The following is a 25133-nucleotide window of genomic DNA, read 5'->3' as shown; positions in this document are numbered from 1 at the left end:
ATGATAGCTTTCGCAGCATTAATTGATCAAAAAAATAGCATAGGAGCTTAAAAATGGATATCGCGTTGGCAGAGCGAATACACCAAGTTAAACCATCCCCAACCCTTGCCGTAGCAGCCAAAGCTGCAAAAATGCGCGCAGAAGGTTTGGACATCATCGGACTTGGCACAGGTGAGCCTGATTTTGATACCCCTAACCACATTAAACAAGCGGCTATCGCGGCTATTGATGCTGGATTTACCAAATATACAGCGGTCGACGGCATTCCCGAACTAAAACAAGCGATTAAAGATAAATTCAAACGTGAAAACGATTTGGATTACCAGTTAAATCAAATCTTAGTTTCAGTGGGCGGCAAACAGAGTTTCTACAATCTCTGCCAAGCCTACATTAATGATGGCGATGAAGTGTTAATTCCTGCGCCTTATTGGGTATCTTACCCTGATATGGTTTTATTAGCTGGCGGTAAACCAGTTATTATCCCTTCAACACCAGCGACCCGCTACAAAATATCACCCGCGCAACTCGCTAAAGCAATTACGCCGAAGACTAAGCTGCTCGTGCTCAATAGCCCATCTAATCCCTCTGGTGTTGCTTATACTTTTGAAGAATTGCAAGGCCTTGCTGAAGTGTTAAAACAACATCCAAATGTATTAATTGCTACTGATGACATGTATGAGCATATTCTTTGGACCATGCCTTTTGCTAATATTTTAAATGCTTGTCCTGATCTCTACCCACAAACGATTGTTTTGAACGGTGTTTCTAAAGCCTACGCCATGACTGGCTGGCGCATTGGTTATGCAGCAGGTCCTGCGAAATTAATTGACGCCATGAAAACTGTACAATCCCAATCGACCTCAAACCCCTGCTCAATTGCCCAAAAAGCGGCTGTTGCAGCCTTGAATGGTGGCTTAGAATCAGTAGAAATGATGGTCGATGCCTTCCATCAACGCCATGATTATATTGTTGAGCGTTTAAATGACATGCCAGGCATCGAAGTCATCCCTGCCGATGGTACTTTTTATCTTTTCCCTAATGTACAACCCATCATTGAAAGACGTGGCTTTGCCAACGACATGGAGTTTGCAGAAAGACTTTTACAAGAAGTCGGCGTCGCTTTAGTACCAGGTTCTGCGTTTGGCAACGAAGGCTGCATCCGCCTCTCCTTTGCGACAAGCATGGAAATTCTGCAAGACGCAATGGCTCGTTTACAGCGCTTTTGCAAATAATACTGGATAAAAAATTATCCTTAGGGGAAAAAGAAAAATTTATTTTTAATTCCTCTTGACCCACCCGCGGAATCCATTTAAGATTCCGCCTCATTCCCCGGTAGCTCAGTCGGTAGAGCGGATGACTGTTAATCATTAGGTCACAAGTTCGAGTCTTGTCCGGGGAGCCACACCACGCGTGGCTTCTAGTAAAATTCAAATTTCTTCACCGCCTCTCTGGGTACACTTGGGGGTACACTTAAAGAAAAGTGTATTATGGATACTTACAATATTCCTCTGAGTTAGAATTAAAAAAAGGCGGGTTGGCGATAGATAAATACGCGATATTTATCTGACAACAACAATTATTCATATTTCCAAAGCTCTCCCATGTTCCATAATAATTCTGCTCCTTTTATGTTGTCGTTATATGCCAACCTACACCAATGAGCTGCTTGCTTGTAATCTTTTAATGTACCAACTCCCATGTAATACATAATCGCGAGCCTTAAGTGCGAATAAGTATTACCTTTGTCAGCTGCTTTTTGAAACAATTTGAAGGCTTCATTGTAGTTTTTTAATGTACCTTGGCCATTAAAATACAGCTGTCCTAAATTAGCCAGCGCAAAACTATGCCCTTTCTCTGCCCCTTGTTTATACCAGTAAAATGCTTGTTTAAAATCTTTTTTTACACCAAAACCATTTTGATACATATATCCCAACGAATTTTGAATATAACCCTTCTCAGAGGTCATCTTAGTAGCAGGAGATACCGTAGATAAAGTATTGGCAGCATAAATATCTAAGTCCGTGGGCATACCTACTGCCACAGCTTTTTTATACCAATAAAGTGCTTTGTCATTATCTTTGAGTGTACCAAGTCCATTAAAGTACATGTACCCAAGAAAACTCGACGCATAACTGTTGTTATTGGTCGCTGCTTTTTTGAACCACTTCAAAGCTTGTGAATGATCTCTTAATGTACCTAGACCCTCAAAGTACATAACGGCTAAACTATATTCCGCATAAGCAACACCTTGCTCCGCAGATTTTTGTATCCAATAAAAAGCGCGGGTGCTATCTTGAGTTATACCTTGTCCATTAAGGTACATCAAGGCTACGGCATACTCAGCTTCCAATATACCTTGCTCAGCAGATTTATTGAGCCAATAATATGCTAACTTATCATTGTGAATACTCCCAGAGCCTTGATAGATCAATCCCAGGAAACATTGCGCATCCGCATTTCCCTGCTCCGCAGATGTTTGAATTAGATCAAAACCTTTCTTTTCGTCAGTAGAACAACCTATGCCATAACTGTACATTACGCCAAGATGAAATTTTGCTGTAGGGTTTCCTTGATTTGCTGCTTTATCGTACCAATAAAATGCTTTTTGGTAATCTTTATCCGTGCCCAAACCTTGTAAATACATAAAAGCCAACCCTGATTGACCATACATATTATTTTGCTCAGCCGACTTTTTATACCAAAACAACGCACGTTCATAATTTTTTGGAACTTCAAGAGTTCCTGTTACATAAAGATCTGCTAAATTAGATTGGGCATCAGCATCACCGTGGTCAGCCTCTTTAGAGCATATTTTAAAAGCATTTTTATCGGAGGATAGAAAAAGTTTATTGCATTTTGAGTGTTCTGATTTTCCTAATATAGAAGCATGAAGTGCTGAAAAAAGAAATAAGGCAGAAATTAATACGGATGATATTGTTTTAATGATCATTGTTGCTTCCAGTGGCTTAGATATTTATTAGATTATTTTTTATCAAAATTACTTAAAACAATATCAGCATTCAGGGAGCCGCTTACTTGGTTTTTGTACATTTTTATAGCAAACGAAGTGGATGGTCTTTCTGTTGTGATTACATCTCCCCCAGTGATGGTTGTAGTACTGTTCCCAGTAACACTGCCATATCCATAGCCACCGTAACCATTATAATTTGATTGAGTGTTTGCCCTTAAGGGGGTTACATAAGTACTTCTATCTACAGCAGATGAAGATTTTATGATTTTAAAATACTTATATCCCTTCTCCTTGGTCAGCTCAGCAGAACGTCTAATAGCATATTTATAGGCACGATCCCCACTAGTGAAACCATTACCCGAAAATCTAACTATGTAAGAATCATTTGATAACTTGAATTCGTCAAAACCACCCGATAAGCCCAGGGAGTGGTAGCCAGTAGCACAAGCAGATAACAAAATGAAAAGGGGAGCAGCTACTAAAACTTTTTTCATACAATAACCTTTCTTCGTTATTAATTAAAACGAATATCACATCTTGATTATTATTGTTGTTTTAGAGACTGAATTTTCGCAAAACGTTTATTATTTTATAACATCCATATTGCTAAATGACATATGGTGTTTTTTTAATCATGTGGATTCTATATTCTGGTAATAATATTGTCAAATTACATAATGGGTTACGATCTCTATTGTTGTCGCACCAAAGTAAAAATCACCTCGGAAACATGCTTCAAAACGGTTGTTATTTTGTCATCAGACGAAACATTCCCATCAGTGTTCTTTAAAGGAGAGCGATTCTCGACTCATTCATCGATTAGAGGAAAAACGACATTATGGACATTTTTATTGATTGCGAGGGTCAACTGGCAAAGAAGCTGGGAAAGTTGCGTGCCACCGGATGACTCGACTCAGTCCAAAACCCCGCTACCCCCTCCAACCTCTAATAAATAATTGAAAATTGAAATTCGATTTACTTAGCCGAGCTCTTTGATAAGGCTCTTGTTGTGCTGAATTGCTTGTCTAATCTCTGTTCTGAATGCCTTAGCCTCACTTGTAGTTTCGCCATGCTTTAAAGCATTGAGGTTATAGCGTGGCGCGCCAGAGCCTCTCGCACCACCATGTACGCGACAGCGGGCTTTTCCTTTAACAGCAGGGCAGCGACAAGGCTCACCATTATTACCTTTTGTTCGTGCGCCACAGCGTGGAGCCAATTCGAATGCGTAGCCCTTTTTCTCGGTTCTTGAGGTTGTTTTCATGTTTTTTCCTTTTTACCCATGCCCCCTTGGATATTGCCAACAACAGCTTGGCCTCCTTGATGGACATCAACGCGCTCAACAATTATTTTTTGCCCCCCAACGCCCTGTAGTTTTGCAAGTATATTAGCCTGTTGTACAAAGCAATTAGCTAATTTTACTGCCGTATTAGTGTAGTATTTCTTTAACTCCAAACTATCAATGGCGTTAGCATAGGTCATCGTTCGCTGTTGGAATTCATGGATGGATAACATTTGGGCGGCGAGCATTGATTGCAAGCCACCATTTACATCAAGAGCTATCAAAGCATCACTGCTTTTCTGTTTGGCTTTATCCATGTCGAATTTTTCAGCCCTGATATTGTTAGTTGCAATAGCATTTTCATCAATGATATGTCTGTTAAATTTCTCTTTTGCTTCAAGCATGCTATCGCTGAGTTGATGTTGTTTTTTCTCTTTCTTTTCAAGATTTGGCATATAACCTCGCTATATTCTGTTTGTTTTTATCCCTATGGATCACTTGCCTGAGTAGTGTGGTTTACCCGCTTGCAGCCAGAGCTCAATATGTAACCGCAATGACTCGGCAGGCACATTACCATTGATTATATCTTGTTCATCTTCCAAAGACAGGAAGCCATCGACAACTTGCTGCGCATCAATTGAAAAACTGTATAAGCACCCCCTGACAAAGCTAATCAGATCTATTTTTTTAGCATTATTTTTATGATAAACCTCTGAATTGGTACTGACAAAACCGACAGAAGGTTGTTGTGTCAGTTTCGTCAGCTTTCTTTGTGGAGTATCTTCTAACATTTTCAACCACCGTCCCATGTCAATTCTCCGTCAATTTTTGTGAAGAGATCCACTGGTAGACAATTTTTGGTCTTCCGTTGGTGTCAGATGAGCTAAGCGTCGTAGCTACAATATGCCCATAATCACTGAGCCAATTTAAAGCATCATTCACATCATCAATACTGTTAAGTCCTGACCAGCCTTTGCGTTGTATTGTTCGCGCTGTTAAAGGATCATCTAGCTTTGATTTACGCTCAAGAATCAGTCGTGCGCCATCCAAGCTATGGTTTATTGCTAAACTGTAGAGGCGTTTAGCATGGCTGAGTAAGTAATCTGCCCACTCTAATGCTCTAGCTGTTGCTTTTATTCCAACGGCATCATAGCCACCATCAATGATTTCAAATAGTAATGCCAATCCCGCTATGGTCTGTGGCATTTTAAGCATATGACTTTCTAGGGCTGGATGAATTTCCGAACTGCGAGCAGCATCTTGAATTTCTTTCATCCAAGTAATGAATAATTGTTGTGCTTCATTGGTAAATCGGAAAAGGCACGGTTCGCCATCAATAGAGTTAAAATTGAGGTTGTATAGAGTTTGAAAAACGGCGTTATATTTTGCCTTTGCCTGTTGGTTTGGTGCGCGGTCGATCCATTCCCAACTACCTATATCATCTGGCCATACAGCTAGTTGAAAACGTTGAATCAAGCCATCATCGGCCGTTCCCCTCATCGCATCACGAACAAGCGTTGCTATTTTACTCGGTTGAATTCCCCCAATAATTGAGAGAGTACAATTTTGTATTACAATTGTGCCTCGACCAATGCGGTCATATGAGTAGTACCCATTACCATCAAAACACTCAAGGTAAAACGCACGGTCGGTTTGATATTCTTCCTTATTTAATTTAGCTAGCCAGCCTGACAGTTCATCACGAACGAGTATCAAACCGTTTGGATTTTCTTTTAATAATTCACCTAATTTTTCTATTGTGGCATCGTTGACCACCAATCGTTTACGAAATGGCAAAATAACGTCTTCTGATATTTTCAACGCTTCTCGGGCTGCCTCTCTATCATCTCTTTTTAATGCAGTCTTCGCTTTGGTTTTTGCCGCAGCTTTTTCCAATATGATTAATTGACATTCTTCTTCATAGGCTTTCATATCCTCTTCAAACTGTTTAGCAGCATCAATATCAAACTGCCTTAATGGGCGAAGAGCCTCTTTCATACTTGGACTCTTCATAGCAGAAGGACGACCGATTATTGCTCCCCACTGATTAGGCGTTACAGCCCAGTCATCAAGTTGTTTAGGACATATCAATGCTTTCCTGCCTAAAAGCCCTGACAGGCCAACAATCGCTGCCACTGCTACAAAATCTGGCAAGCTTTGCTGGCGATTTGCCACATCGTAAATATAATCTCTAATAGCGTCAGGGAGCATTTGAGCTTGGAATGGTAAAACAGATGGCCTTGCCTCTGGTAATGGCCTAGGTGGCATATTAACCGATTTCTGTTTTGCTGATGTTTTATTGTATTCATCTATTGTTCTGCCATCGGGTGCTGTCGTTACTTGCGCAGCTTTAATAAGGGCATCTTTTTGTGATAACCCTTCCCTAATACACATTAAATCAAAAGCATCATGCCAATAGCCATTGTTGAATTGATCGCTATGATGACTAAAAAACTTATTATCCCTAACTGTTATACCAGCAATACCAGAAGAAGAATCTGGCGATAGCCATTTTTCATGTGTGCTAGTAACAAGCTTTTGCTTATAGCCATATTGACTCAAAAGCTCTGTTAGTCGGTATTGCTCATTAAAAGCCTGTATCGGTGAAGTTTGGCCTCCTGTCCATTGCTGATTTCGTAATTGATTATGGCTGGTTGGCGGCAAGTTTTTTGGTTCAATAACTTGAATAGGAAAACCATCAAGATGCTCATAATACAAAGGTGGCGCATAACAATCCATTGGTTTTCTTGGATAATACCAGCCCTGAGCAAACACATTATTTTCTTTGGCATAAGCTAATAAATGCCCGCTAATATTTTGATTTAGCAATAAAATCAATTGTTCAACGGTAGGTGCTAATTGCGCTCTGCTGTAGGATTTTCCAGTTGCAAGAATAATTCTGTATCGATTTCCCTTCCCGCCCGCATAATGAGAGTGTGAACCATAAAGGACATGCCCTATTTCCATGCTTTTTAATGTGTTATGAACGACTAATGGATCTGGAGCACCCTCAAATTCACAACCTTGCGCATCAATGTGTTTATCGCAATCAAGTATTATCAAATTAGCCAAGCTATGTGTGTTAGCGTCATTGCGTGGCATACATTTAGCATTTTCTGTATTCAGTGTTGTTCTTAAAAAATGGCTGCCGTCCTTATGTCCATTAGGTAATTGTTTAAGCTGCTCCAGAAATTCCTTCCCACCAATATTTTGAAATTGATCGGTAACAGCAATACCTGCCTGCGTTGACGCGACTTTAGTATTTTCTAAAATTGAGATAAAATTCTTCATGTTAAATCCTTAATAAACGGGGGCGCTCACCCCCTATAAATCCCGGTTTCATTGATTAACGCTTTCTTCTTGGTCGAGCAGAGCGTTAATCTCTGTTGAAACTTCACCTAACTTAAATGGCAATTCGCACCAAAAACTCCATAAAACTGGAAACTCAGCCAATCGAGTTAAAAAGCGAAGAAATTCATCAACCAGTTTTTCCTGCCGTTCACGTTCAACCGCCGCACGCATCTCATCTCTTTGTTGCGCTCTAAGGATGGGATCTTTATAGCGAGCAATTTCTTTACGCGACATAAAGTAATCACATGTTCCATCTGGGTTCTTCCTGCTTTGTACAGGTATAAATCGCTGATTACGCAGGTATGACGCATATGAATGCAATGAGTCATTGGTATCAGCAATGCCCATGTCACCCAGTTTCTTCCTATGAAGAACACCACCATTTAATAAAGCTTGTAGGCATTTTGTGGCTTTTGTTTTTGTATCATTCGTCATGATTTGTCTCCGGTACATTTTCATCAAGCCAGCGATGAATGGTCGCGGCGTTCCAAGCTAAGACAGAGCTATGTAATTTAGTTGGTTTAGGAAATTTTCCTTTTTCCCACCACCGCCTTAGCGTTAGAGGGCTGCGCCTTGTTAGCTGTTTGACATCCTTCATGTAATAAATTTGAGGCTCTTGCAAATCAGTCATTGCTAGCCTCCAAAGTACAGGGGATATCAATCCGGCATTGGGCAAGGTAGTTATCCAGATCGGATTTCAGGTACATGAATCTGCGTTTGCTGATTCGGTAGCAAGGTAGAGGGATTGGGGTGCGATTACGCCACTCCCATAAGGTTTTAGGCCTTACGCCTAGATAGGCTGCGGCTTCATTTGTATCAAATCGTTTGTCCATTGTTTACCTCCGTTTGATCGTTTAAATCGGACAGAGGTAGAATAATGGCGCTCAAAACCTTTGTGTGATGGATTCCAAATGGAATCCATTAAGTTATGAATCTTCTTGCCGTTTAAAGTATTTTTAAAAGCGTTTTTTATCTATGGGTAAATCATAAAGGTATGCTGATAATAGTATCTTAAAAGTGTGCCTAAAGCTGTCGTATGTTATGTGTATCTCTTCGTCGAACTCATCAATAAAACTTAGAGAAGCCTCCGTTTTTTTCACAACTTCCGTTAGACTATTTATTATTTTGCAACCATTAGCTTGTAGGGTTTCTTTTAGCCCTAGAAAGCACTCCCATCCTAATGCTCGTTTTTTATCCTTATTCAGTTTACTATTTTTATCGGGCAGTTTCTTCGGCAATATGGTTTGAACCACTGCGACATTAACAGCAGTATCAGTATATTTTTCCGGTAAATCTTCCGGCAATTGCGCCCGCTGATGTAGTGGGCTAGCTGTAGCATCAAGATATTTCTTTTCAATCCATAATCTGGCTTGCTCTGGTAGTAAACTGACAGACAATAGTTTAAAGGTCTGATCCCTACGCATATCTACATCATCGGTATATTTAAATTTATTTTCAGGGCGATGTATTTCCTCATCCAAGATATTCCACATTTCACTGTGAATACTGAGTACTTCCGAGCCAATAGTTAAATCTGAAAAATTTACTTTAATTCTTGTCTCATATCCCTTTAAACATATTGCAATAACAAATGCCAAGTTATATGAATTGATTGTCTCTAGCTTTACTAACTTATCAAGATCAATACGTAAGGGTTTTTCAACACATATATCTCGCAGCAATTGCATTATCTGCTCGGTTCTCACTACTTTGTTGTGTTGAATATTCCAAGGCATCATTGGTAATTGCATCGCTTCCCATATTTTTCTTTGTTCCTTAGATATTGATGAGGAAGTAGCTGGAAGTCCAATTGGAATATAATTTTCCTCTGTATCCGATTTTTTAGCACCAGATGCTGTAATCACGCCTATGAGTGTTGTATTAAAACTATCCTGCTCTGTATCAAAGTTCATCATGTAAGTTGTAATCGCTTTTCCTTTATAGTCATGTGCCATTTCCCAAGTAACACCCATAAATTGGTGGATCGCCGTTAGCCTCACGTCATAAGGCAAAGATTTAAACTCATCTTTTTCAGCATGCTCTGCTGCGTCTCTTTCAATTTTTGTTAAGAAGCAGTTGTGAAGTACATCAACTCGTTTTCTTAGCAATGGATCTCTCCAAGGAATTGCAACATATTGATAGGGTTTTTCTAAAATAGCGATCATCCATGCTAAATCTCTTATGCTAAGAGACTTCAGTTTTATTATTTCAGGAATATTCATTGTGCGCTGATCAGGTGCGCATTGTTGTAAGCAAGATCCTATTTTCTTGTGATAATCAGCTTGGGATTCGTTAATTATAGTCATTACTACTCCATCAAAGTAATATCATCACGGAGGTGTGCCAAGCAAAGGGATGATGTAGCCCTTCATTCTCCCCGTCGGGATAGCTTGGCTAGGTGATTATACGAGTTTTATTTGATTAGAGCAGTTGTTTAATCAGCTATTTGTCATCTTTATCATCCTTTGTTAACGCCTTTTTCGGCTTAAGAAAATTATCTGAAGTCACAACCTTTTGTCCGGTTTTCTCTTCTAACTCTTTGCGAGCCTTCTTAGCAATGCCACCACCTTGTTTACTGGCCTTTTTGTTTTCCTTCATGCCAGTAGCGTTAGTGGTTTCGGCTATTTGACGGGTGGATAGTTCCGCCAAAGCCGTAAAAATAAGCTCGGCTTCACTCATATGATCGCGCAAATTTTGAGATTTGAGCCCCTTTGCTTTTTTGTGATCTTTAACGCTAATATCTGACCACTCTTGATGAATGATATTGGTTAAAATAGCAAACTCTTTTGGCTCATTAATGCCATGCTCTTTCCAATAGTCCGTGAGCTTATTGCGGGTCTCCTGTCCCATCATGCGTTGCTGTATCCATTTTTCAGTATAACCATGTTTTTGCCACGTTTCCCTGGCTCTATCGATGGATTTGGATGGATCTACCATTTCTTGCATTCGCTCATAGCCTACTTTAGAAAGCCATAGCTTGATGGGTTCAGCTTTAGGGCTTGGTACTGATTGAACTAGACGCAATATAACCTCGGCGGTAGCAACATCTGTTAGGTATTTTTTACCATCAGCGGCTTCCAATTTCAGTCGGTTACATTTTGTAACCGACTCACTGCCTTCCTTCTTTAGACGGCTTTTTAAGACCTTCCAATAATTTCTAGCTGCTTGAAAATCCGGCTGCTCAAGTAATACCTGAATAATATCAACAACAGAAAAATACCATTGTTCATTTTCCTCATCATACAAGCGACGAATTTTATACTGTTCAAAAATTGCAGGATTACTATCCATGATAACTCCTTTAAATTATGCTCTTTTTATTTGAAGAGGCACGACGTTGTCTTTAAGTAAATTTTCGATGTATTGCGCCCACAGGTTTAATGCTTCTTTTCGTTGAAGCAGCATTTCATTTTTATTGTAGGTTGCCATAATTTTTGGCATTTTGTGGCCTAAACACTTTTCAATCACGACTGGATCAACATGAAGGGATTCACCAAGCTGTGTGGCAAATGTTCGTCGTAAATCATGCGCTGTCCAGTCAGAGACACCGACGCGTTCTTGAATTCGCTTAATTGCTCTTGGGAGCGCATTTTCGGTAAGAGGGGTTTGTTTATCCGCACCAGACAACACAAAAGGCGAGGTACTATTTTCTTTAAGCTCATGAAGAATAGCTTTGGTCTGTGAACTTAAATGGATCTTGGTAACAATACCTGTTTTAGAGTGTTTGGCTGGTATTGTCCACAAGGATTGTTCAAAATTAAATTCACCCCATTGCGCCAACCTTAATTCAGCGGTTCTAACGCCAGTAAGCAAAATAAGCTTAATAGCACTTTTGGTTTGGAGTGACATCTGATTTTGCGGGCTATCCAGAAAAAGCCACAGGGTTCTGATTTCTTCAAGGGAGAGGTATCGCTCACGGGGGTGCTCTTGGCCACCGATATTTTTAGGTCGAATTACAGCGGCAGGATTATGATTCATATGCCCTTGGCTCATGGCGTAATTAAATAGTTGTTTTAAAGAGCTAAGTACGCGATTGGCATGAATAGGGGCTCCACGTGCTACAACCTTACTTAACGCCTCTGAAATATCTAAAGTTTGAATCGCATCAATTTCTAGCTTGCCTAGCAAGGGGATAATATCTCGGTCGATTTGCTTTCTTATAACGGTAGGGCGTTTTCTTTGAGTTGTAACGTATTCTTTAAACCACTTCTCAGCCAGCTTTTCCACAGTATTGCTCTGTCTTTTTTGTAACTCCTTTTTTTGCTGCTCGAGCCGCTCTTTGGGATTTATTTTCTCCTGACGTAAGCCACTCAGCTCCAAGAACCTTTTTTTAGCATTAGCCAAGCTCATGGTGGGATAATGTCCCAAGGTAATTTTGTCGGTTTTGTCAGCTATCTTATAACGGTAAATCCAACTTTTCACACCCTTGGGGGTGACGCGAATACCAAAGCCCCCACCTTCATATTCTTCATAACGATTTGCTTTAGGCTTAAGACCTTTAATGTATGTATCTGTGAAAATGCCCATAATCACCTTATATTAAAACTGGGTACACCTTGGGGTACACTTAAAAGTGTTCTTTCTTGGTACGACATGTTATTGGTTGGATGTGATAATATAAGCTAGACCTTTATGTATCAAGGATTATATTGAATTTTTGATAAAAGATGATTTAACTTGATACTGATCAAAAAATGACTGTTAATCATTAGGTCACAAGTTCGAGTCTTGTCCGGGGAGCCAATTAAATCAAGTAGTTACGTGTTTTAGCCTAAAAAATTTACCGCCCTATTTAAAAAAACGTTCCTCCAAACGTTCCTGGATGCAATTCGTCAGAGAAGTTTTACTGTATAATATCGCCAGTCCTCAATTAAGGTAGGTAGTTATGACCCATGCTTGGAATCAATCTATTAATATCAATGAGCAGAAAGCAAAACAGCTTATTGAGTCACAAAACCGCCTTATTGTTAAAACAATCCATTTATTGGATGAGGGTTGGGATAATTTAGTTTATCTGGTCAATGAAGCTCATATTTTTCGATTTCCCAGAAGAGAGCTTGGATTAACTTGTATGGAAAACGAAATAGCCTTGCTACCTTATATTGCCAGCCAGGTATCGTTCCCACTCTCAGCACCACAGTGGATTGGAAAGCCGTCAGATTTATACCCCTACCCCTTTGCAGGTTATCCGATGATTTCAGGCAAACCGGTTTCAGATGTGGCTCAGCCATTAATTGCCGATACTAATTTTGCTATAACACTCGCATCATGGCTTTCTGAATTACACGCTATCCCTATCACAAAATACTATGCGTCATTGATTAAAGGTGAACAAGGCTGGCGATATGATGTTAATCATAGGTTGTTGCGTTGTAAGGAAAATCTTAAAAGCTATGAGCATTATTTCTTAGAATTAGGTTTTGATAAGGAAATACTGCTTGAAGTTATAGCGTCTCTACCGTATTTAACGTTCAAAGAAAACAAAAAATCTTACTTACATGCAGATTTGTATAGTAGGCATGTTGTTATGAATCCTTCAACATTGGCTCCTTCTGGATTAATTGATTGGGGAGATACTCATATTGGTCATCCTGGAATTGATTTAGCTGTAGGTATGATTTTTACAGAAGAAGCATTTCAAACATTTTTGAATGCTTATGGTAATGTAGATAATGAAACAATCAATCTCTTGTTGTTTCATGCTTTTTGCCATCACATGAGTTTTCTACCTTACACTTGTGAGCAAAATAGAGGCCATTTAAAACAATGGGCATCTATGGTATTGACCAGAGTAATCGATGAAATTAGAAAACGATGATAATTTTCTTAATGCGTTGAATTACTCAATTCCCCAACGCATTATGATAATGGGACGTCCTGGAAGTGGAAAATCAACTTTGTCTAAAAACTACAATCCATGCTAAATATCTCTCTGTATCACTTAGATAAGCATTTTTTTGAAGCAAACTGGGTGCAACGCAATTATCAAGATTTTTTGAATCAGCAGCAATATTTTGTAAGCCAATCATCTTGGATTATTGACGGTAATTCCAGTAAGTCTCTTGAGTTACGTAACAGCCGAGCAGATATTTGCCTCTATTTTAATTTCCCTAGATATCTGTGTTATTACCGAACAATTAAGCGATTGTTTCATAAGCACCCTGCAATTGACGATCGTGCGCCAGGGTGCCACGAAACAGTGCGCTGGTCGTTGCTGGAATATATGTGGGGTTATGAAAAGCGCATGAGACCGATTTTAAGCCAATTAAAAACTAACTACCCCAATGTAAAATTGATTGAATTACGCTCAGATCAAGATGTTATTCTTTTTTCTGAAAATTTATTGCAAGTGATTAATCAATCGGGTATTTGATACTAAAACTTCTGATCAAATAAAAATGTTTTTTGAAGTGTCACTTTCATCACTAACGTCACTTTTAAGAAAAGATTGACGTGTTATTATTACGGAATGATAAGAACCCGTATGAGTAAAAATAATGGAAGATGCAGTTGTTAATCAGATTATTAAACAAGAAGTGCAACTACTTGATAAAATTGATTCACTAGATGCACTTGCTGAGCTTATCGATAATGAGTTTATAGAAATTGGTAGCAGTGCTGTTATTTACGATAAAGATGAAGTAATACGATGGCTTGCAAGCGATGACCAATCTGAACGTATCGGCCTCATTTAAGGCCCATCCTCTATCTGAAAACATTATTTTACTGACTTATGTGAGCAGCATCAAAGACACACCTCTTGTTGAAAGTAAGCAAGCTATGCGGTCTTCAGTTTGGCGATTGACAGGCGGTAAATGGCGCATGGTTTTTCATCAAGGTACACCAGTAAAATAAGGAGTTAAAAAATGCTACCTAAAAATGCGTGTTTACGACATGTGGCATTGGCTGTTCATAAACTTGATGACTGCGAGCAATTTTATAATTTGCTTGGAATGCATACGGAACTTAAAACTGACGATTATGCTTATTTAACTGGAAACGGCGATAATATTTCCTTGCATAAACTTCACGCCACATTTGAAGCAACTCAACGCTTAGAACATATTGGATTTGCATTAGACTCAATCCAAGGAGTGGATCAATTATTTCATAATTTAAAAAAACATGGATTCAATATAGCGCATCCGCCTAAAACATTTGGTATTGGCACGCATTCATTTAGCGTGTTTGATCCAGATGGAATAAAAGTTGAATTTACCTATCATCCCCCTATGTGGGTTAAACAATAAGTATCGTGAAGAGTGGAACAAATGCATACATTAACTGCCAGAAAAGCGACTCTCAGTGACTTACCAGCCATTATTAATTTACTTATCGAGGATGAATTAGGTCAAACACGAGAAAAAGCTAGCGATGTAATTGATCAACGTTATATTAATGCATTCCAACGTATAGATGCTGACTCAAACCAATACCTTCTGGTGGTAGTAAACCTAGAACAACAAATTATCGCTACATGCCATTTGACGATTATGCCATCTCTTACATTTATCGGATCAACTCGCATGCAAATCGAAGCTGTTAGAGTATCATCACGTTATCGAGGTCAAAAAATTGGTGAATGGATGATGAACTCGGCGCTTGAATGGGCTAGAGCAAACCATGTTTCTATGATTCAATTAACCACTAATAAGAAACGACCGAGAGCTCAGCAATTTTATGAACGACTTGGCTTTACTGCAACACATGAAGGCATGAAATTCTTTATTGAATAATATGTAAAAATAATTGGCGATTTTTGATTTTATCTCTGATAATTCAAAAACGATCTCAAACACCCAGCAATTGATCCACGTTTTTCTTGTCGTATTGTTCTTGTCGGATTGTTTTGAGTTGCAACATAAAGTCGTTCATATTCTAATCCGGCATAAATGCCAAGCAACTGATTGGCAATATTGAGAAGTTCGAGTAATGTTTTCTCATCATACAGATTCAACCAAGGTACAATGCATTCTGATTGAATCTGTCTATACATTGAATCCGTTGGTTTCAGCTCATTAAAATAAGTAAGGTTCCACAGGCACCCATTTAATGAAAAAAAAGGATGTGCAATAACGGCTTCACCCCAATCAATAATGTTAATGCTTCCGGTTTTCTCATCGAGTAGCATATTATTTTCCTGAAAATCGCTGTGACTGAACGTTTCAGGAATATCATGATTGGATAAGATGTCGCACAATTGCTGGCACGTTGGATGCAACAGATGCAATTGATTAATTTCTTCCTCTGCTAAACCATCATCCAGTAATAATTTATCTTGGCTTATAAGTTCAGAATAAAGTGAAGTAAATTTATTCAGACGCCAATCGGGAATACCCAGTGCTGATGTGAGCTGCATTTTATTTTCTAACTGGCGTTGAATCGTTGTATAAGAATGAATCCCTATTTTCAAGAGAGGGAAGTCCACTTTTCGCTTGAACAAATCACGTAATGCTACATTGCCACAAGACTTCGTCAAAAAGCAATGTAGCTCCGGATCGATTGCAATGAGTTCGGGAATATTTTTACAACCATGATGATGAAGAAACGCCAGTATATCTGGCTCAAGAAACAAGGCCTTGGGAACTTGCTTCAAGTACACCACACATTGAGTGGTCTCTATTTTGTAAACGACAGACCAAGGCGTTTCTACAACGATTTGGTGAGCGACTATGTTGGAGGCCAGCACATGCTCAGCCCATTGTAATGCTTTTTCATGTTCATTTGTGTTCATTGATAAATTCTCGCAATAATAAGCCAGGTCGAGCATGCCTTTGAAAAGGCTCTGTAAATTTTGATTGATCACAGGCAAATACCATTCGGTAACCAGCGAAAACCCCATAAATGGGAAATAATAAAAGAGCAACTTCAAGGGCTTCCAGTAAGCGTTTCTTAGATTCAAAATTCATATAATTTTTAAGGCAGGCATCCTTAATCCGCAAATATCTAACATCTTCATCTGTTAGTGCATGATGTTTTTTAATGACATACAAACAATTAAGTAGCGAAAAAAATGGATGTGAAATGGAAATTTCACCTAAATCGATGATGGTGATTTTCTGAGCTACATTATCGATAAGTGTATTGTTATCATTAAAATCTGGTTGAACAAGAGTTGGCTTGATGGAATAACTAGACAATTTTTCACACAAGTCGAATACTATTGGACTTAGTTTTTCCAATTCATCCAGTTCCATTTCCGACAATCCGTCGGCAATCAATACATCTTTTTGTGTAAGTAACTGCTGATACAACTTAGGGAACTTATGCAATCGCCAATCAGGAACACCTAAATCAAAAAACACATCCGCATGCTCTGCAACTTCTATTTGAAGAGAGGTAAATTGATCAATTGCTTTGCAAAGCAGTGCTTCATCGAAATTTTGCTTCAAAATACTTCTCAACGATTTGCCCGAATCTTTCATTAAAAAACAATTTAATTCAGCATTATGTGCAATAACGATAGGCACAGACGCGTGAAATTGGTCATGCAAAATTTGAATAATGGGAGCTTCCAATGCCAACTGCTCTGGCGTTTGTTTTAAATAAATGAGCCCTTCTGATGTTGCAAAACGAATCACGTAAGACCAAGGGGCGTCTTGGACCATTTCAGGCACCTTAGTTTTTAATTCATATCCGTGAGATGTCAGATAATTGCAAGCCCATTGGATAGTTTTATCATTAGGATTGTTATTATATGCCACTGATTGAATTGTCATTTTTTACATCCTCATTATTTAGGAGCACCCCGCATTTACCATGTTATGACCTAAACGAGCAAACCAAACAAGATCAAGGAGCTTACTATCGCTGCTTTTTAAAAATTGACTTTTCTGCCTTAATTTAGTAAGCTTTAATTAAGTGGATTGGGGAATCCCAGTCGGCGTCTAGGCCTCGGTGAATATCGGGGCTTTTCGCTTTCTAGGGGAAGCATTTAATGCCCCAACCTTCTTTTTTCCCATGTTTATCACAGTAAATCTTCTTCTCAATAATTGAATAAGCGCGGTTTTCTTGTTGAGGATCAAGTACATATCGTCCTATAGGTCGGGCAATCAAATCAGCTAACTGCAAACCACATGAGTTGGATTTTTTATCTGCCAAAATTATATCAAAAGGCAATACACCCCATTGATTTGCACCATCACAAACACGCCTAAACTCAAGCTCTAAATCCTTATCTTCTTTCTTGCCTCGGCATTCAAAAATAATATGAGTTCGCTTTTGAGTTTGTTGTTCTCTAAGAAAACTGTAAATACGCTCTAATCCATAGGCTAAAGCTAAATGATACGGATTTGAAGGATCAGCATAGTGGCTTTTCAGTCGTTCTTTTCTAATCACCACACTAACGACTGTAAAAGCAGATTCACTGGTAAGCTGATTAAGCGAGCCCATAAAAGCGTGCCGTCGTTGCTCATTAATCAATATAACAAATTCGTTTCTAGCTTTGCGAATATCGCTTTCATGCAATAAAACCATATCATGGCCGAACTGGTCGAATTTGAATTTCTTAATGGCAGGACTGACTTGCTCTATATAATCTTGTTTATTAAAGATACAAAAAGCCAGGACAAAAACGGGATAATTTATATCAATAGACTCTAAACTGTGATCGCCACTTTCATCAACATAGACAATATAATCACTAAACTGATTATTCAATTTTACACCCTCATTCTCTCAAAATTTATTATCAATGAACTGACTTAATATTCGTTTGCAATTCGTAATCTGCTTACCATTTTTAAGATTAATGAGAACAGCATCGTTTTTTGGCGTTGGAGTGGGTAAATTAGCCAAGGCAATAAACTGTTTATAGAGCTGCTCTCGGAAATTGAAGTAGCGCGCAGCGAATTTATCAACTCCCATCGCTTCACAGGCCTCCCCCAAAAAAGACTTTAATTCATCTGTATCAATTAACCCCCAGTACTCTCCATTATAGATATAAACAAAATCATGATTCTTACAGATGCCCCACCGGTTTGATTTAGCAATAGCCAAAACTTGCTCAATCGTAATAATCTGAAAATGACTATTTCTGAGTTCCTTTTCATCATCAACTTCAGCTAATAGTCTAAAGTTTACTGGCTTAATCTTTTTGATCAGCTCGGATAATATTTGATTGTGTAATTTTGGTTTAGCCACTAATTGATTTTTCAGGATGTTAAGCGCCTCCACTCTGCTTTTACCAAGTTCCATTAATAGTACAAGCAGATCATTGTAATCACTTCTTTTAATTTCTGGCCGTAATGTTTCAGGAATATTGGAGAAATCAGGTAAACAGAGACATCCACCAACTAACGCAATAGCTTGCAAAGCATTATCTTCAGAAGTCACTGCTTCACCGTCAGAAGGGATATCGCAACAATAAATCAACCGACTATTCGGATAGGCTTCTCTATTTAACTATATTGGGGCGAGAATGTCCTGATATAAGTTGTGAGTTAATCTTCTCGACCGAAGAGTGGAAAATGGCTCATCTCATCGTTAAAAAAGAAGCACCTCCTGCCGAACCGACGCCATTAAAAGGAATGATCAAAATAATTGCTTCTATGGGAGGATACATGAATAGAAAAAATGACCCAGAGCCAGGACCTACTACACTTTGGATTGGTTTGCAGCGCCTCAAGGACTTTCTTTTAGCACAACAAATTCTCGGAGAGATAACTTATGGGTAATGATGTGCAATTACGGGGGCACCTGCTTAGCCACATAGTACTCTAACTCTCAGTCTATAATTTTCAAAATTTCTAAATCCATAAGCTCTTCATTGAATCAATTTCATTTTTCGATGAAATCCTTCAGTTATTCCGTTGTTTTTGGTAAAACGAAGCATTCTAACGACTTCCTCTCTCCATTTAAATAATGTATTTCCTAAGGTTCTAAGATGTTGAAAAGCACTTTGCTTAAGCTCTGGTTAGTAATTTATCAAACGTTTCTCCCTTCTAATAATTTAGTCATTTTTTGATTGGGTCGATGATTGCTTTGGAGCTACAATAGTCTTTTAATGTTCCTAGCAAAGTTTTTGCTTGCCGAGGGGTAATTTCCTAATTTCCCTGGGCTCTACAACGAAAAGTTAACTTCCTAGAGGATAAAGCCATACAACAATTAATCCGCTCTAAAAAACTCAGCCCTGGAGACAAAATTGCAGTGATCAGTGCTTCATGGGGCGGTCCTGGTACTTTTCCTTATCGTTATGAAGCGGGTAAACAACGACTAGAATCTGTTTTCGGATTGGAAGTGGTTGAAATGCCGCATGCATTAAAAGAGGCTGATTGGGTATACCGAAACCCTAAAGCCCGCGCAGAAGACTTAATGCAAGCTTTTTTAGACCCTTCTATTAAAGGAATTTTTTCAACGATTGGAGGTGATGATGCCATAAGGTTATTACCTTACATTGACTTTGAAATCATCCGCAAAAATCCAAAAATAGTTTTAGGCTATTCAGACAGCACTGTTTTGCATTTTATGTGTTTGAAAGCAGGTATAGCAAGCTTTTATGGTACTTCTGTAATGACGGGTTTTGCAGAAAATGTAACCATGCATGAATACACAATCAGTGCGATAAAACAAAGCTTTTTTTCAACGGATAAAATAGGTGCTATTCCCCGAGCAAATGAAGGGTGGACTAAGGAATATTTAGATTGGCAAAAACCTTCTAATCAAATAATCCAAAGAAAACTTGAACCCGAAATGAAATGGGAGTTTATAGGATGTACTGATAAAGTAGTTCAAGGACGTTTATTAGGTGGCTGTGTTGAAGTATTACAGTTTATCAATGCCACCGAAATTTGGCCTGCATTAGATGTTTGGGATGGGTGTATTCTTTTCTTAGAAACTTCAGAAGAAGGTGTAGCCCCATTATTTTTAAAACGTTTCTTACGAAATTTAGCGGCCCAAGGAATAATGGCTAAAATAAGGGGTATTTTATTTAGTAAGCCAGGTGGTCAACATATCTTAGCCCCGCAATTTAAAGACTATGGAAAAGCCATTTTAGACGTATTTGAAGAATATCAATTACCCCCAGTTTCTGTAGTAGTTAATATGGATTTTGGTCACTCCGATCCAATGTGGGTGATACCTTATAGCTGCTTAGCAGAGATTAATCCGATGGAAGAGAGAGTGAGTTTATTAGAAGGAATGGTTATTTAAGGATTCGTTACTAAACTATTTCTTAGCTATTTTAGGTAAAGTATGACTTATATAAGCTTTGAATTTTTTTGAAGTCTTCCGGTAACAAACATTCTTTTGCAGCATTATTAAGGGAATTAGCATGCGTTGCCAAGATAATTTTATGCTCATTCTCCTGGCTAGCTTTATGGATAGAGATAATCATGGCCATCATATGTATGGCGGCGTTCCTGTCCCTACATACATAGGGCTGCACTCTACAAAAAATAAGCTCACAAAATTCATTAAAGGTAATAGGTTGGGCAATTAATCGTAATTTATTATCGGCGTCATAACGATAGGAAGAGGGAAGGTTTATTTTTGATAATTTTTGCAGACTTGATTGGAGCCAATCTAAACAAGTCATCGCAGTAAATGGATCATTAATTCCTGGCGATAAAGCACGCGCAATAATTTCTACCAGCTCATCAACAAGAAATAGAATGTCACTCTCTTGATTACGGTTATAACCCAAAGCAAAAGCCTCTCTACATTGTTTATAAACAGGAGCATCTATTTTTTCTTTAGAGTAAATCGTCAGTAACACTGAGTTTTCAGTGATAAAATCGCTGTATTTCGTTTCTAATTTAATAATTAGGTCATTTTTTTTAGCAATATTAATCAAAGATACCCCATCTATAATACGAATATAGCCTCGTTTGTTTGCAATTACCGAGGTGCTTTGTGAGTAACTCTCAGGACAGGAAGCCTTTTTAGAATGTTCTTTTCCAACATTAGTGGGAAATAGACAATCCAACTGACAATTCAGTTCATCGCCAATCTGCGCAATGAGATTAGACATATTAATGCTTTCAGGAATATGATGAAAAAAATAAATTAAAACAATAATGCTACTAATAGCTAATAATAGAGCAACCAATAACGATATCTGAGGAACAAAGAGGCCTTCTATTTGAGAAATTCCATCTTTATTGGCATTAAATAGCGCCAGCAAAATAAACAAACAATACAAAAACGTCGCAATAAAAGTGCCTAACGTGATTTGATTGGCTCTATCCCTCATAAAATTTGAAGTAAGTCTAGGGCCTACTTGTGCTGCGGCAAAAGCGACCGCAACAATAGTCATAGAAAAAGTCACACCAGCCACAGTAATCATGGAGTTAGCAATAGTGGATAAAAGAGCTCTTGCTCCATCAGGATTGCTTCCATAAAACCAACCTATTGATTGAAGCCAACGCCAAACAAATAAATGATCAATACGAAGGGTTAAAATTGCAAGTAATAAAGCCGCTATAGACATGAGAAGCGGGATATACCAATAACTAGACCTCAGTTCTGAAAAAAAATTTAATAGTTTTGATTTCACTCATTTTTCCTTTTAGGGCAAACTAAAATTATTTCATCATCAACTAATTGCGGTAACTTGTAGTTTTTCTTAAAACTAAAAACCCTAACATGCCAGAAGTCAAGGAACCCAATACAACACCTACTTTTACCAAAGGCATCAAATTGGCCCCATTGTGCTGATAGGCTAAAGAACCAATAAATAAACTCATAGTAAATCCTACGCCACAAATTAAAGCGATACCATATATTTGCCTAAAAGTAATATGTTCTGCCTTAAGAAATTTTTTAAAAGTGACAAAATAGCTGAGCGATAAGAATATCCCCGTTTGTTTTCCAAAAAATAATCCTAGCCCTATCCCTAAAACAATTGGATGGAAAAACATGGAGGTATCAAATCCTATAAACGTAATCCCTGCATTAGCAAAGGCAAATACAGGAAGAATTAAAAATACTATCCAAGGATGCAAACCCTCCTCAAGTCGGGCAAGCATGGATTTTTTCTCATCTGGAATAGCCATGGCGATAACGATACCGGCTAAGGTGGCATGTACCCCTGATTTTAAGACAGCAATCCATAAAGCTGCACCAACAACCATGAATAAGGAAAGGTGACGACATTTAAAATAGTTTAAGGCAATTAAAATCAGGGTGAATAAAAGAGCGAGCGAGCATGAAAGCAGGGATAACTCTTTCGTGTAAAAAACTGCGATGATAATAATTGCAGCAATGTCATCAAAAATCGCTATTGCTGTAAGTAATATTTTTAAAGAAAGGGGTACTCGTGAGCCTAGTAATGAAACTATTCCAAGAGTAAAAGCGATGTCAGTTGCAGTAGGAATAGCCCAGCCCTGGATATAAACTGGATTATTAGCATTAAACCCCCAAAATATTAAAGCAGGAAAGACTAAACCACATAAGGCTGTAACTAGGGGAACAATTAATTTTTTTTTATGGCTTAACAAGCCGTGACGCATTTCCCTTTTTATTTCAAGTCCAATTAACATAAAGTAAATGGCCATTAAACCATCATTAATCCACAGCAAAATTGGTTTTTTTATCACTAATGAACCAATGCCCACAACCCCCTTGATCTCTAGGAAATGGTTGTATGCGAAACGATAAGGTGAATTCGCAACTATAATCGCAATAACAGCTGCTATAAATAATAAAATTCCACCTAAAGTTTCTAAATTATAAAAAGAATTGCTCTTAGACATCCATTCACCACATCAATCAAAAATATAGTGTATAGAGTACGCTTAAAAACTAAAAATTTAAATTTATTCTCCGGGTGGCATAGAGCTACCAGAGATCACGCACATATTTTATTGACGTTTTTAAGGATAACCACGCCTCTTTAAATCTTCCTGCTTTAGTAAGCTTAACCTCAGACTCTACATACCGCGTTATAACACCTATTGAGGTATGGGGTGGTAAAACAGGTACGTCAGGATTGGTAAATACTTCCACCAAAACCGCTGCTTCATAAGAAAAAGCCTCTCTAAGTGTTGGTTCTAATTCCTCAGGATTTTTAATGCTATAGCCTCGAATTCCACATGCTTCAGCCAGTTGCGCAAAATTAGGATTTACCATTTTAGTTTGCCAATTAGGTAAACCCGCCACTTGCATTTCTAGCTCCACCATTCCTAAAGTTCGATTATTGAATACAATTAATTTTATAGGTAATTTATATTGAGCTATTGTCATTAAATCGCCAAGCAGCATAGAAATACCCCCGTCACCACAAAAGGCCACGACTTGGCGAGAGGGCGAGTGCAGTGCTGCGCCAATGGCTTGCGGCATTGCATTTGCCATAGAACCGTGTGAAAAACTACCCATTAATGAACGTTTTCCTGTACTACGAATATAACGCGCAGCCCAAACGGTGCACATTCCAGTATCCGCTGTAAAAATTGCATCCTTATCTGCTAATTCATCGATTTTAGTCGCTAAAAACTCAGGTTTAATTAAATTTTCTTGGCCAGCCTCTTCTGCATGATGATGTTGGAGCTTTTGCACCGCATCATAGTCTTTTAAGCAATCTTTTAAAAAAGTATCGTCATTTTTTATTTGAACCAACGGTAATAATGCCTTTAAGGTCGAATTGATATCGCCTGTTAATCCTCTATGCAATGCAACCCTTCGTCCAAGTCGCTCTGGTTTTGTATCAATTTGAACAATTTTGACTTCTCCATCCAGAAATTCCCGCCAAGGAAAATCGCTGCCGAGCATTAATAACACTTTACATTCAGTAATCGCTCGAGCTCCAGCGCTACTCCCTAAGAGCCCAGTCATTCCTACTACAAAAGGGTTTTCATGCTCCATTACCATTTTAGCCTTAAGCGTATAGGCAATAGGCGCCTTTAGTTTTTCTGCTAATTTAAGCACTTCAGCACGTGCATTAGTGCAGCCTATACCGGCATAAATGCTTACTTTTTCTGTATTATTAATAAGAGCAGCTAAGTCGTTTAATTCTCTCTCAGAAGGACAAGTTACAGCGTCGGGACGATATAAGGTCGCTAAAGGTATCCCTTCGTAAGCCTGTTGCATCATTAAATCCCCTGGGAAAGCGCATACACCTACTCCCTTCCTATTCCAAGCATACTGCATTGCCTGTTGTACCATTCGCGGCAATTGTTTCGGCGTTTGAGCGATTTCGTTATAATAGCTACATCCATCAAACATACTTAAATCAGTGGATTGAAAACTTTCACTGCCGTAATCTTGAGAAATTATTGTAGAAGCTAAGGCTAATACCGGAGCACCCCAACGGTGTGCATCGTAAAAACCATTTAACAAGTGCACATGACCCGGTCCTGAACTGCCAGCACAACACCCTAAACCACCCAGAACACCTTCTGCCATTGCAGCAAAAGCTCCGGCTTCTTCATGACGCACATGAATCCATTCAATTGTTCCATCCCGACGTAATGCATCATTTAAAAAATTTAAACTGTCGCCTGTCACCCCATAGATTCGGCGAATTCCTGCTGACTTAAGTAGTTCAACCATTTGCTCTGCAGTAGTTAATGCCATTTCATTCTTCCTTAATATTTT

Annotated in this window: 28 protein-coding genes, 1 tRNA gene and 1 pseudogene; 10 read left to right on the top strand and 20 right to left on the bottom strand. The window is 38.6% G+C overall.

Translation table 11 applies throughout. From position 1 onward, the window contains the following. The first annotated feature begins 53 nt into the window (after positions 1-53). Together Lnau_RS07645 and Lnau_RS07640 are read left to right on the top strand one after the other, a co-directional pair. Positions 54-1232: a pyridoxal phosphate-dependent aminotransferase gene (locus Lnau_RS07645; RefSeq protein WP_058504527.1), complete on the top strand. Its 1179-nt coding sequence runs from the start codon at positions 54-56 to the stop codon at positions 1230-1232. Positions 1233-1326: 94 nt separating this feature from the next. Beyond that, positions 1327-1402 (top strand) — tRNA-Asn (locus Lnau_RS07640). A 174-nt stretch (positions 1403-1576) separates the two neighbouring features. On the opposite strand, the gene Lnau_RS07635 is transcribed toward Lnau_RS07640, so the two are convergent. The 12 genes from Lnau_RS07635 to Lnau_RS07580 form a co-directional block, all read right to left on the bottom strand. After that, entirely contained in the window at positions 1577-2950 is a 1374-nt protein-coding gene (locus Lnau_RS07635) for a tetratricopeptide repeat protein (RefSeq protein WP_058504526.1), read from the bottom strand. A 32-nt stretch (positions 2951-2982) separates the two neighbouring features. Further along, the gene (locus Lnau_RS07630; protein ID WP_058504525.1) at positions 2983-3465 is read right to left on the bottom strand and encodes a CC0125/CC1285 family lipoprotein; all 483 of its coding nucleotides are present in this window, start codon (positions 3463-3465) and stop codon (positions 2983-2985) included. A 485-nt stretch (positions 3466-3950) separates the two neighbouring features. Continuing rightward, positions 3951-4232, bottom strand: coding sequence for an HGGxSTG domain-containing protein (locus Lnau_RS07625; protein ID WP_058504524.1), 282 nt, complete (start codon positions 4230-4232; stop codon positions 3951-3953). Next, positions 4229-4705, bottom strand: a complete 477-nt coding sequence (locus Lnau_RS07620) for a hypothetical protein (RefSeq protein ID WP_238585931.1) — start codon at positions 4703-4705, stop codon at positions 4229-4231. The genes Lnau_RS07625 and Lnau_RS07620 overlap by 4 nt, the downstream gene beginning before the upstream one ends. Before the next feature lie 39 nt (positions 4706-4744). Next, complete coding sequence (locus Lnau_RS07615; RefSeq protein WP_058504523.1) at positions 4745-5059, bottom strand: hypothetical protein; 315 nt, start codon at positions 5057-5059, stop codon at positions 4745-4747. Between the two features lies 1 nt (position 5060). Further along, positions 5061-7541: a YfjI family protein gene (locus Lnau_RS07610; RefSeq protein WP_058504522.1), complete on the bottom strand. Its 2481-nt coding sequence runs from the start codon at positions 7539-7541 to the stop codon at positions 5061-5063. Positions 7542-7589: 48 nt separating this feature from the next. After that, positions 7590-8036: a hypothetical protein gene (locus tag Lnau_RS07605; RefSeq protein WP_058504521.1), complete on the bottom strand. Its 447-nt coding sequence runs from the start codon at positions 8034-8036 to the stop codon at positions 7590-7592. After that, positions 8026-8232 (bottom strand): helix-turn-helix transcriptional regulator, encoded by a 207-nt coding sequence (locus tag Lnau_RS07600; protein WP_058504520.1) that lies wholly within the window; start codon positions 8230-8232, stop codon positions 8026-8028. The genes Lnau_RS07605 and Lnau_RS07600 overlap by 11 nt, the downstream gene beginning before the upstream one ends. After that, positions 8225-8434 carry a helix-turn-helix domain-containing protein gene (locus tag Lnau_RS07595; RefSeq protein WP_058504519.1) on the bottom strand — a complete coding sequence of 70 codons (210 nt, stop codon included), beginning with the start codon at positions 8432-8434 and terminating at the stop codon, positions 8225-8227. The genes Lnau_RS07600 and Lnau_RS07595 overlap by 8 nt, the downstream gene beginning before the upstream one ends. A gap of 123 nt (positions 8435-8557) precedes the next feature. Next, the gene (locus tag Lnau_RS07590) at positions 8558-9907 is read right to left on the bottom strand and encodes a hypothetical protein (RefSeq protein ID WP_058504518.1); all 1350 of its coding nucleotides are present in this window, start codon (positions 9905-9907) and stop codon (positions 8558-8560) included. A 136-nt stretch (positions 9908-10043) separates the two neighbouring features. Next, a complete protein-coding gene (locus Lnau_RS07585) occupies positions 10044-10892 on the bottom strand; it encodes a BRO family protein (RefSeq protein ID WP_058504517.1) in 849 nt (282 codons plus the stop codon). A gap of 15 nt (positions 10893-10907) precedes the next feature. Beyond that, entirely contained in the window at positions 10908-12128 is a 1221-nt protein-coding gene (locus Lnau_RS07580) for a tyrosine-type recombinase/integrase (protein ID WP_058504516.1), read from the bottom strand. 358 nt (positions 12129-12486) lie between these two features. On the opposite strand from Lnau_RS07580, the gene Lnau_RS07575 reads away from it, so the two are divergent. The 6 genes from Lnau_RS07575 to Lnau_RS07555 all read left to right on the top strand — a co-directional run bounded on the left by Lnau_RS07575 (position 12487) and on the right by Lnau_RS07555 (position 15337). Next, entirely contained in the window at positions 12487-13419 is a 933-nt protein-coding gene (locus tag Lnau_RS07575; RefSeq protein WP_058504515.1) for a phosphotransferase, read from the top strand. A gap of 99 nt (positions 13420-13518) precedes the next feature. Further along, the gene (locus Lnau_RS07570; RefSeq protein ID WP_238585930.1) at positions 13519-13974 is read left to right on the top strand and encodes a P-loop NTPase family protein; all 456 of its coding nucleotides are present in this window, start codon (positions 13519-13521) and stop codon (positions 13972-13974) included. A gap of 124 nt (positions 13975-14098) precedes the next feature. Continuing rightward, positions 14099-14296, top strand: coding sequence for a hypothetical protein (locus Lnau_RS07565; RefSeq protein WP_058504514.1), 198 nt, complete (start codon positions 14099-14101; stop codon positions 14294-14296). Continuing rightward, positions 14265-14456: a hypothetical protein gene (locus Lnau_RS16380; protein WP_133134913.1), complete on the top strand. Its 192-nt coding sequence runs from the start codon at positions 14265-14267 to the stop codon at positions 14454-14456. The genes Lnau_RS07565 and Lnau_RS16380 overlap by 32 nt, the downstream gene beginning before the upstream one ends. A gap of 11 nt (positions 14457-14467) precedes the next feature. Continuing rightward, entirely contained in the window at positions 14468-14851 is a 384-nt protein-coding gene (locus tag Lnau_RS07560; RefSeq protein ID WP_058504513.1) for a VOC family protein, read from the top strand. A 21-nt stretch (positions 14852-14872) separates the two neighbouring features. Further along, the gene (locus Lnau_RS07555) at positions 14873-15337 is read left to right on the top strand and encodes a GNAT family N-acetyltransferase (protein ID WP_058504512.1); all 465 of its coding nucleotides are present in this window, start codon (positions 14873-14875) and stop codon (positions 15335-15337) included. 29 nt (positions 15338-15366) lie between these two features. Here the strand turns inward: Lnau_RS07555 and Lnau_RS07550 are convergent, their stop codons facing one another. The 4 genes from Lnau_RS07550 to Lnau_RS16655 form a co-directional block, all read right to left on the bottom strand. Next, complete coding sequence (locus tag Lnau_RS07550; protein ID WP_058504511.1) at positions 15367-16335, bottom strand: phosphotransferase; 969 nt, start codon at positions 16333-16335, stop codon at positions 15367-15369. Beyond that, positions 16322-17320, bottom strand: a complete 999-nt coding sequence (locus tag Lnau_RS07545; RefSeq protein ID WP_058504510.1) for an aminoglycoside phosphotransferase family protein — start codon at positions 17318-17320, stop codon at positions 16322-16324. The genes Lnau_RS07550 and Lnau_RS07545 overlap by 14 nt, the downstream gene beginning before the upstream one ends. Before the next feature lie 202 nt (positions 17321-17522). After that, positions 17523-18260: a DUF3800 domain-containing protein gene (locus tag Lnau_RS07540; protein WP_058504509.1), complete on the bottom strand. Its 738-nt coding sequence runs from the start codon at positions 18258-18260 to the stop codon at positions 17523-17525. 18 nt (positions 18261-18278) lie between these two features. After that, positions 18279-18935 (bottom strand): hypothetical protein, encoded by a 657-nt coding sequence (locus Lnau_RS16655; protein WP_193786802.1) that lies wholly within the window; start codon positions 18933-18935, stop codon positions 18279-18281. On the opposite strand from Lnau_RS16655, the gene Lnau_RS16120 reads away from it, so the two are divergent. Next, complete coding sequence (locus tag Lnau_RS16120; RefSeq protein ID WP_083503787.1) at positions 18935-19276, top strand: IS4 family transposase; 342 nt, start codon at positions 18935-18937, stop codon at positions 19274-19276. The genes Lnau_RS16655 and Lnau_RS16120 overlap by 1 nt on opposite strands. Positions 19277-19302: 26 nt before the next feature. On the opposite strand, the pseudogene Lnau_RS16115 reads toward Lnau_RS16120, so the two are convergent. Then, positions 19303-19509, bottom strand: a pseudogene (locus tag Lnau_RS16115) (transposase); the annotation flags it as partial. Between the two features lie 239 nt (positions 19510-19748). Between Lnau_RS16115 and Lnau_RS07525 the strand changes: the two are divergent. Next, positions 19749-20750: a S66 family peptidase gene (locus Lnau_RS07525; RefSeq protein WP_238585929.1), complete on the top strand. Its 1002-nt coding sequence runs from the start codon at positions 19749-19751 to the stop codon at positions 20748-20750. Between the two features lie 31 nt (positions 20751-20781). Here the strand turns inward: Lnau_RS07525 and Lnau_RS07520 are convergent, their stop codons facing one another. The 3 genes from Lnau_RS07520 to Lnau_RS07510 all read right to left on the bottom strand — a co-directional run bounded on the left by Lnau_RS07520 (position 20782) and on the right by Lnau_RS07510 (position 25112). Continuing rightward, a complete protein-coding gene (locus Lnau_RS07520) occupies positions 20782-22095 on the bottom strand; it encodes a DUF2254 domain-containing protein (RefSeq protein ID WP_058504505.1) in 1314 nt (437 codons plus the stop codon). A gap of 43 nt (positions 22096-22138) precedes the next feature. Beyond that, positions 22139-23293, bottom strand: a complete 1155-nt coding sequence (nhaA, locus tag Lnau_RS07515) for a Na+/H+ antiporter NhaA (protein WP_058504504.1) — start codon at positions 23291-23293, stop codon at positions 22139-22141. Positions 23294-23378: 85 nt separating this feature from the next. Then, positions 23379-25112, bottom strand: a complete 1734-nt coding sequence (locus Lnau_RS07510) for a thiamine pyrophosphate-dependent enzyme (protein WP_058504503.1) — start codon at positions 25110-25112, stop codon at positions 23379-23381. Between the last annotated feature and the right edge of the window lie 21 nt (positions 25113-25133).

This window comes from Legionella nautarum (assembly GCF_001467895.1).
GTDB lineage: Bacteria > Pseudomonadota > Gammaproteobacteria > Legionellales > Legionellaceae > Tatlockia > Tatlockia nautarum.
Note: the sequence above shows the minus strand (reverse complement) of the source record. Positions and strands in the feature narration are given on the sequence as shown.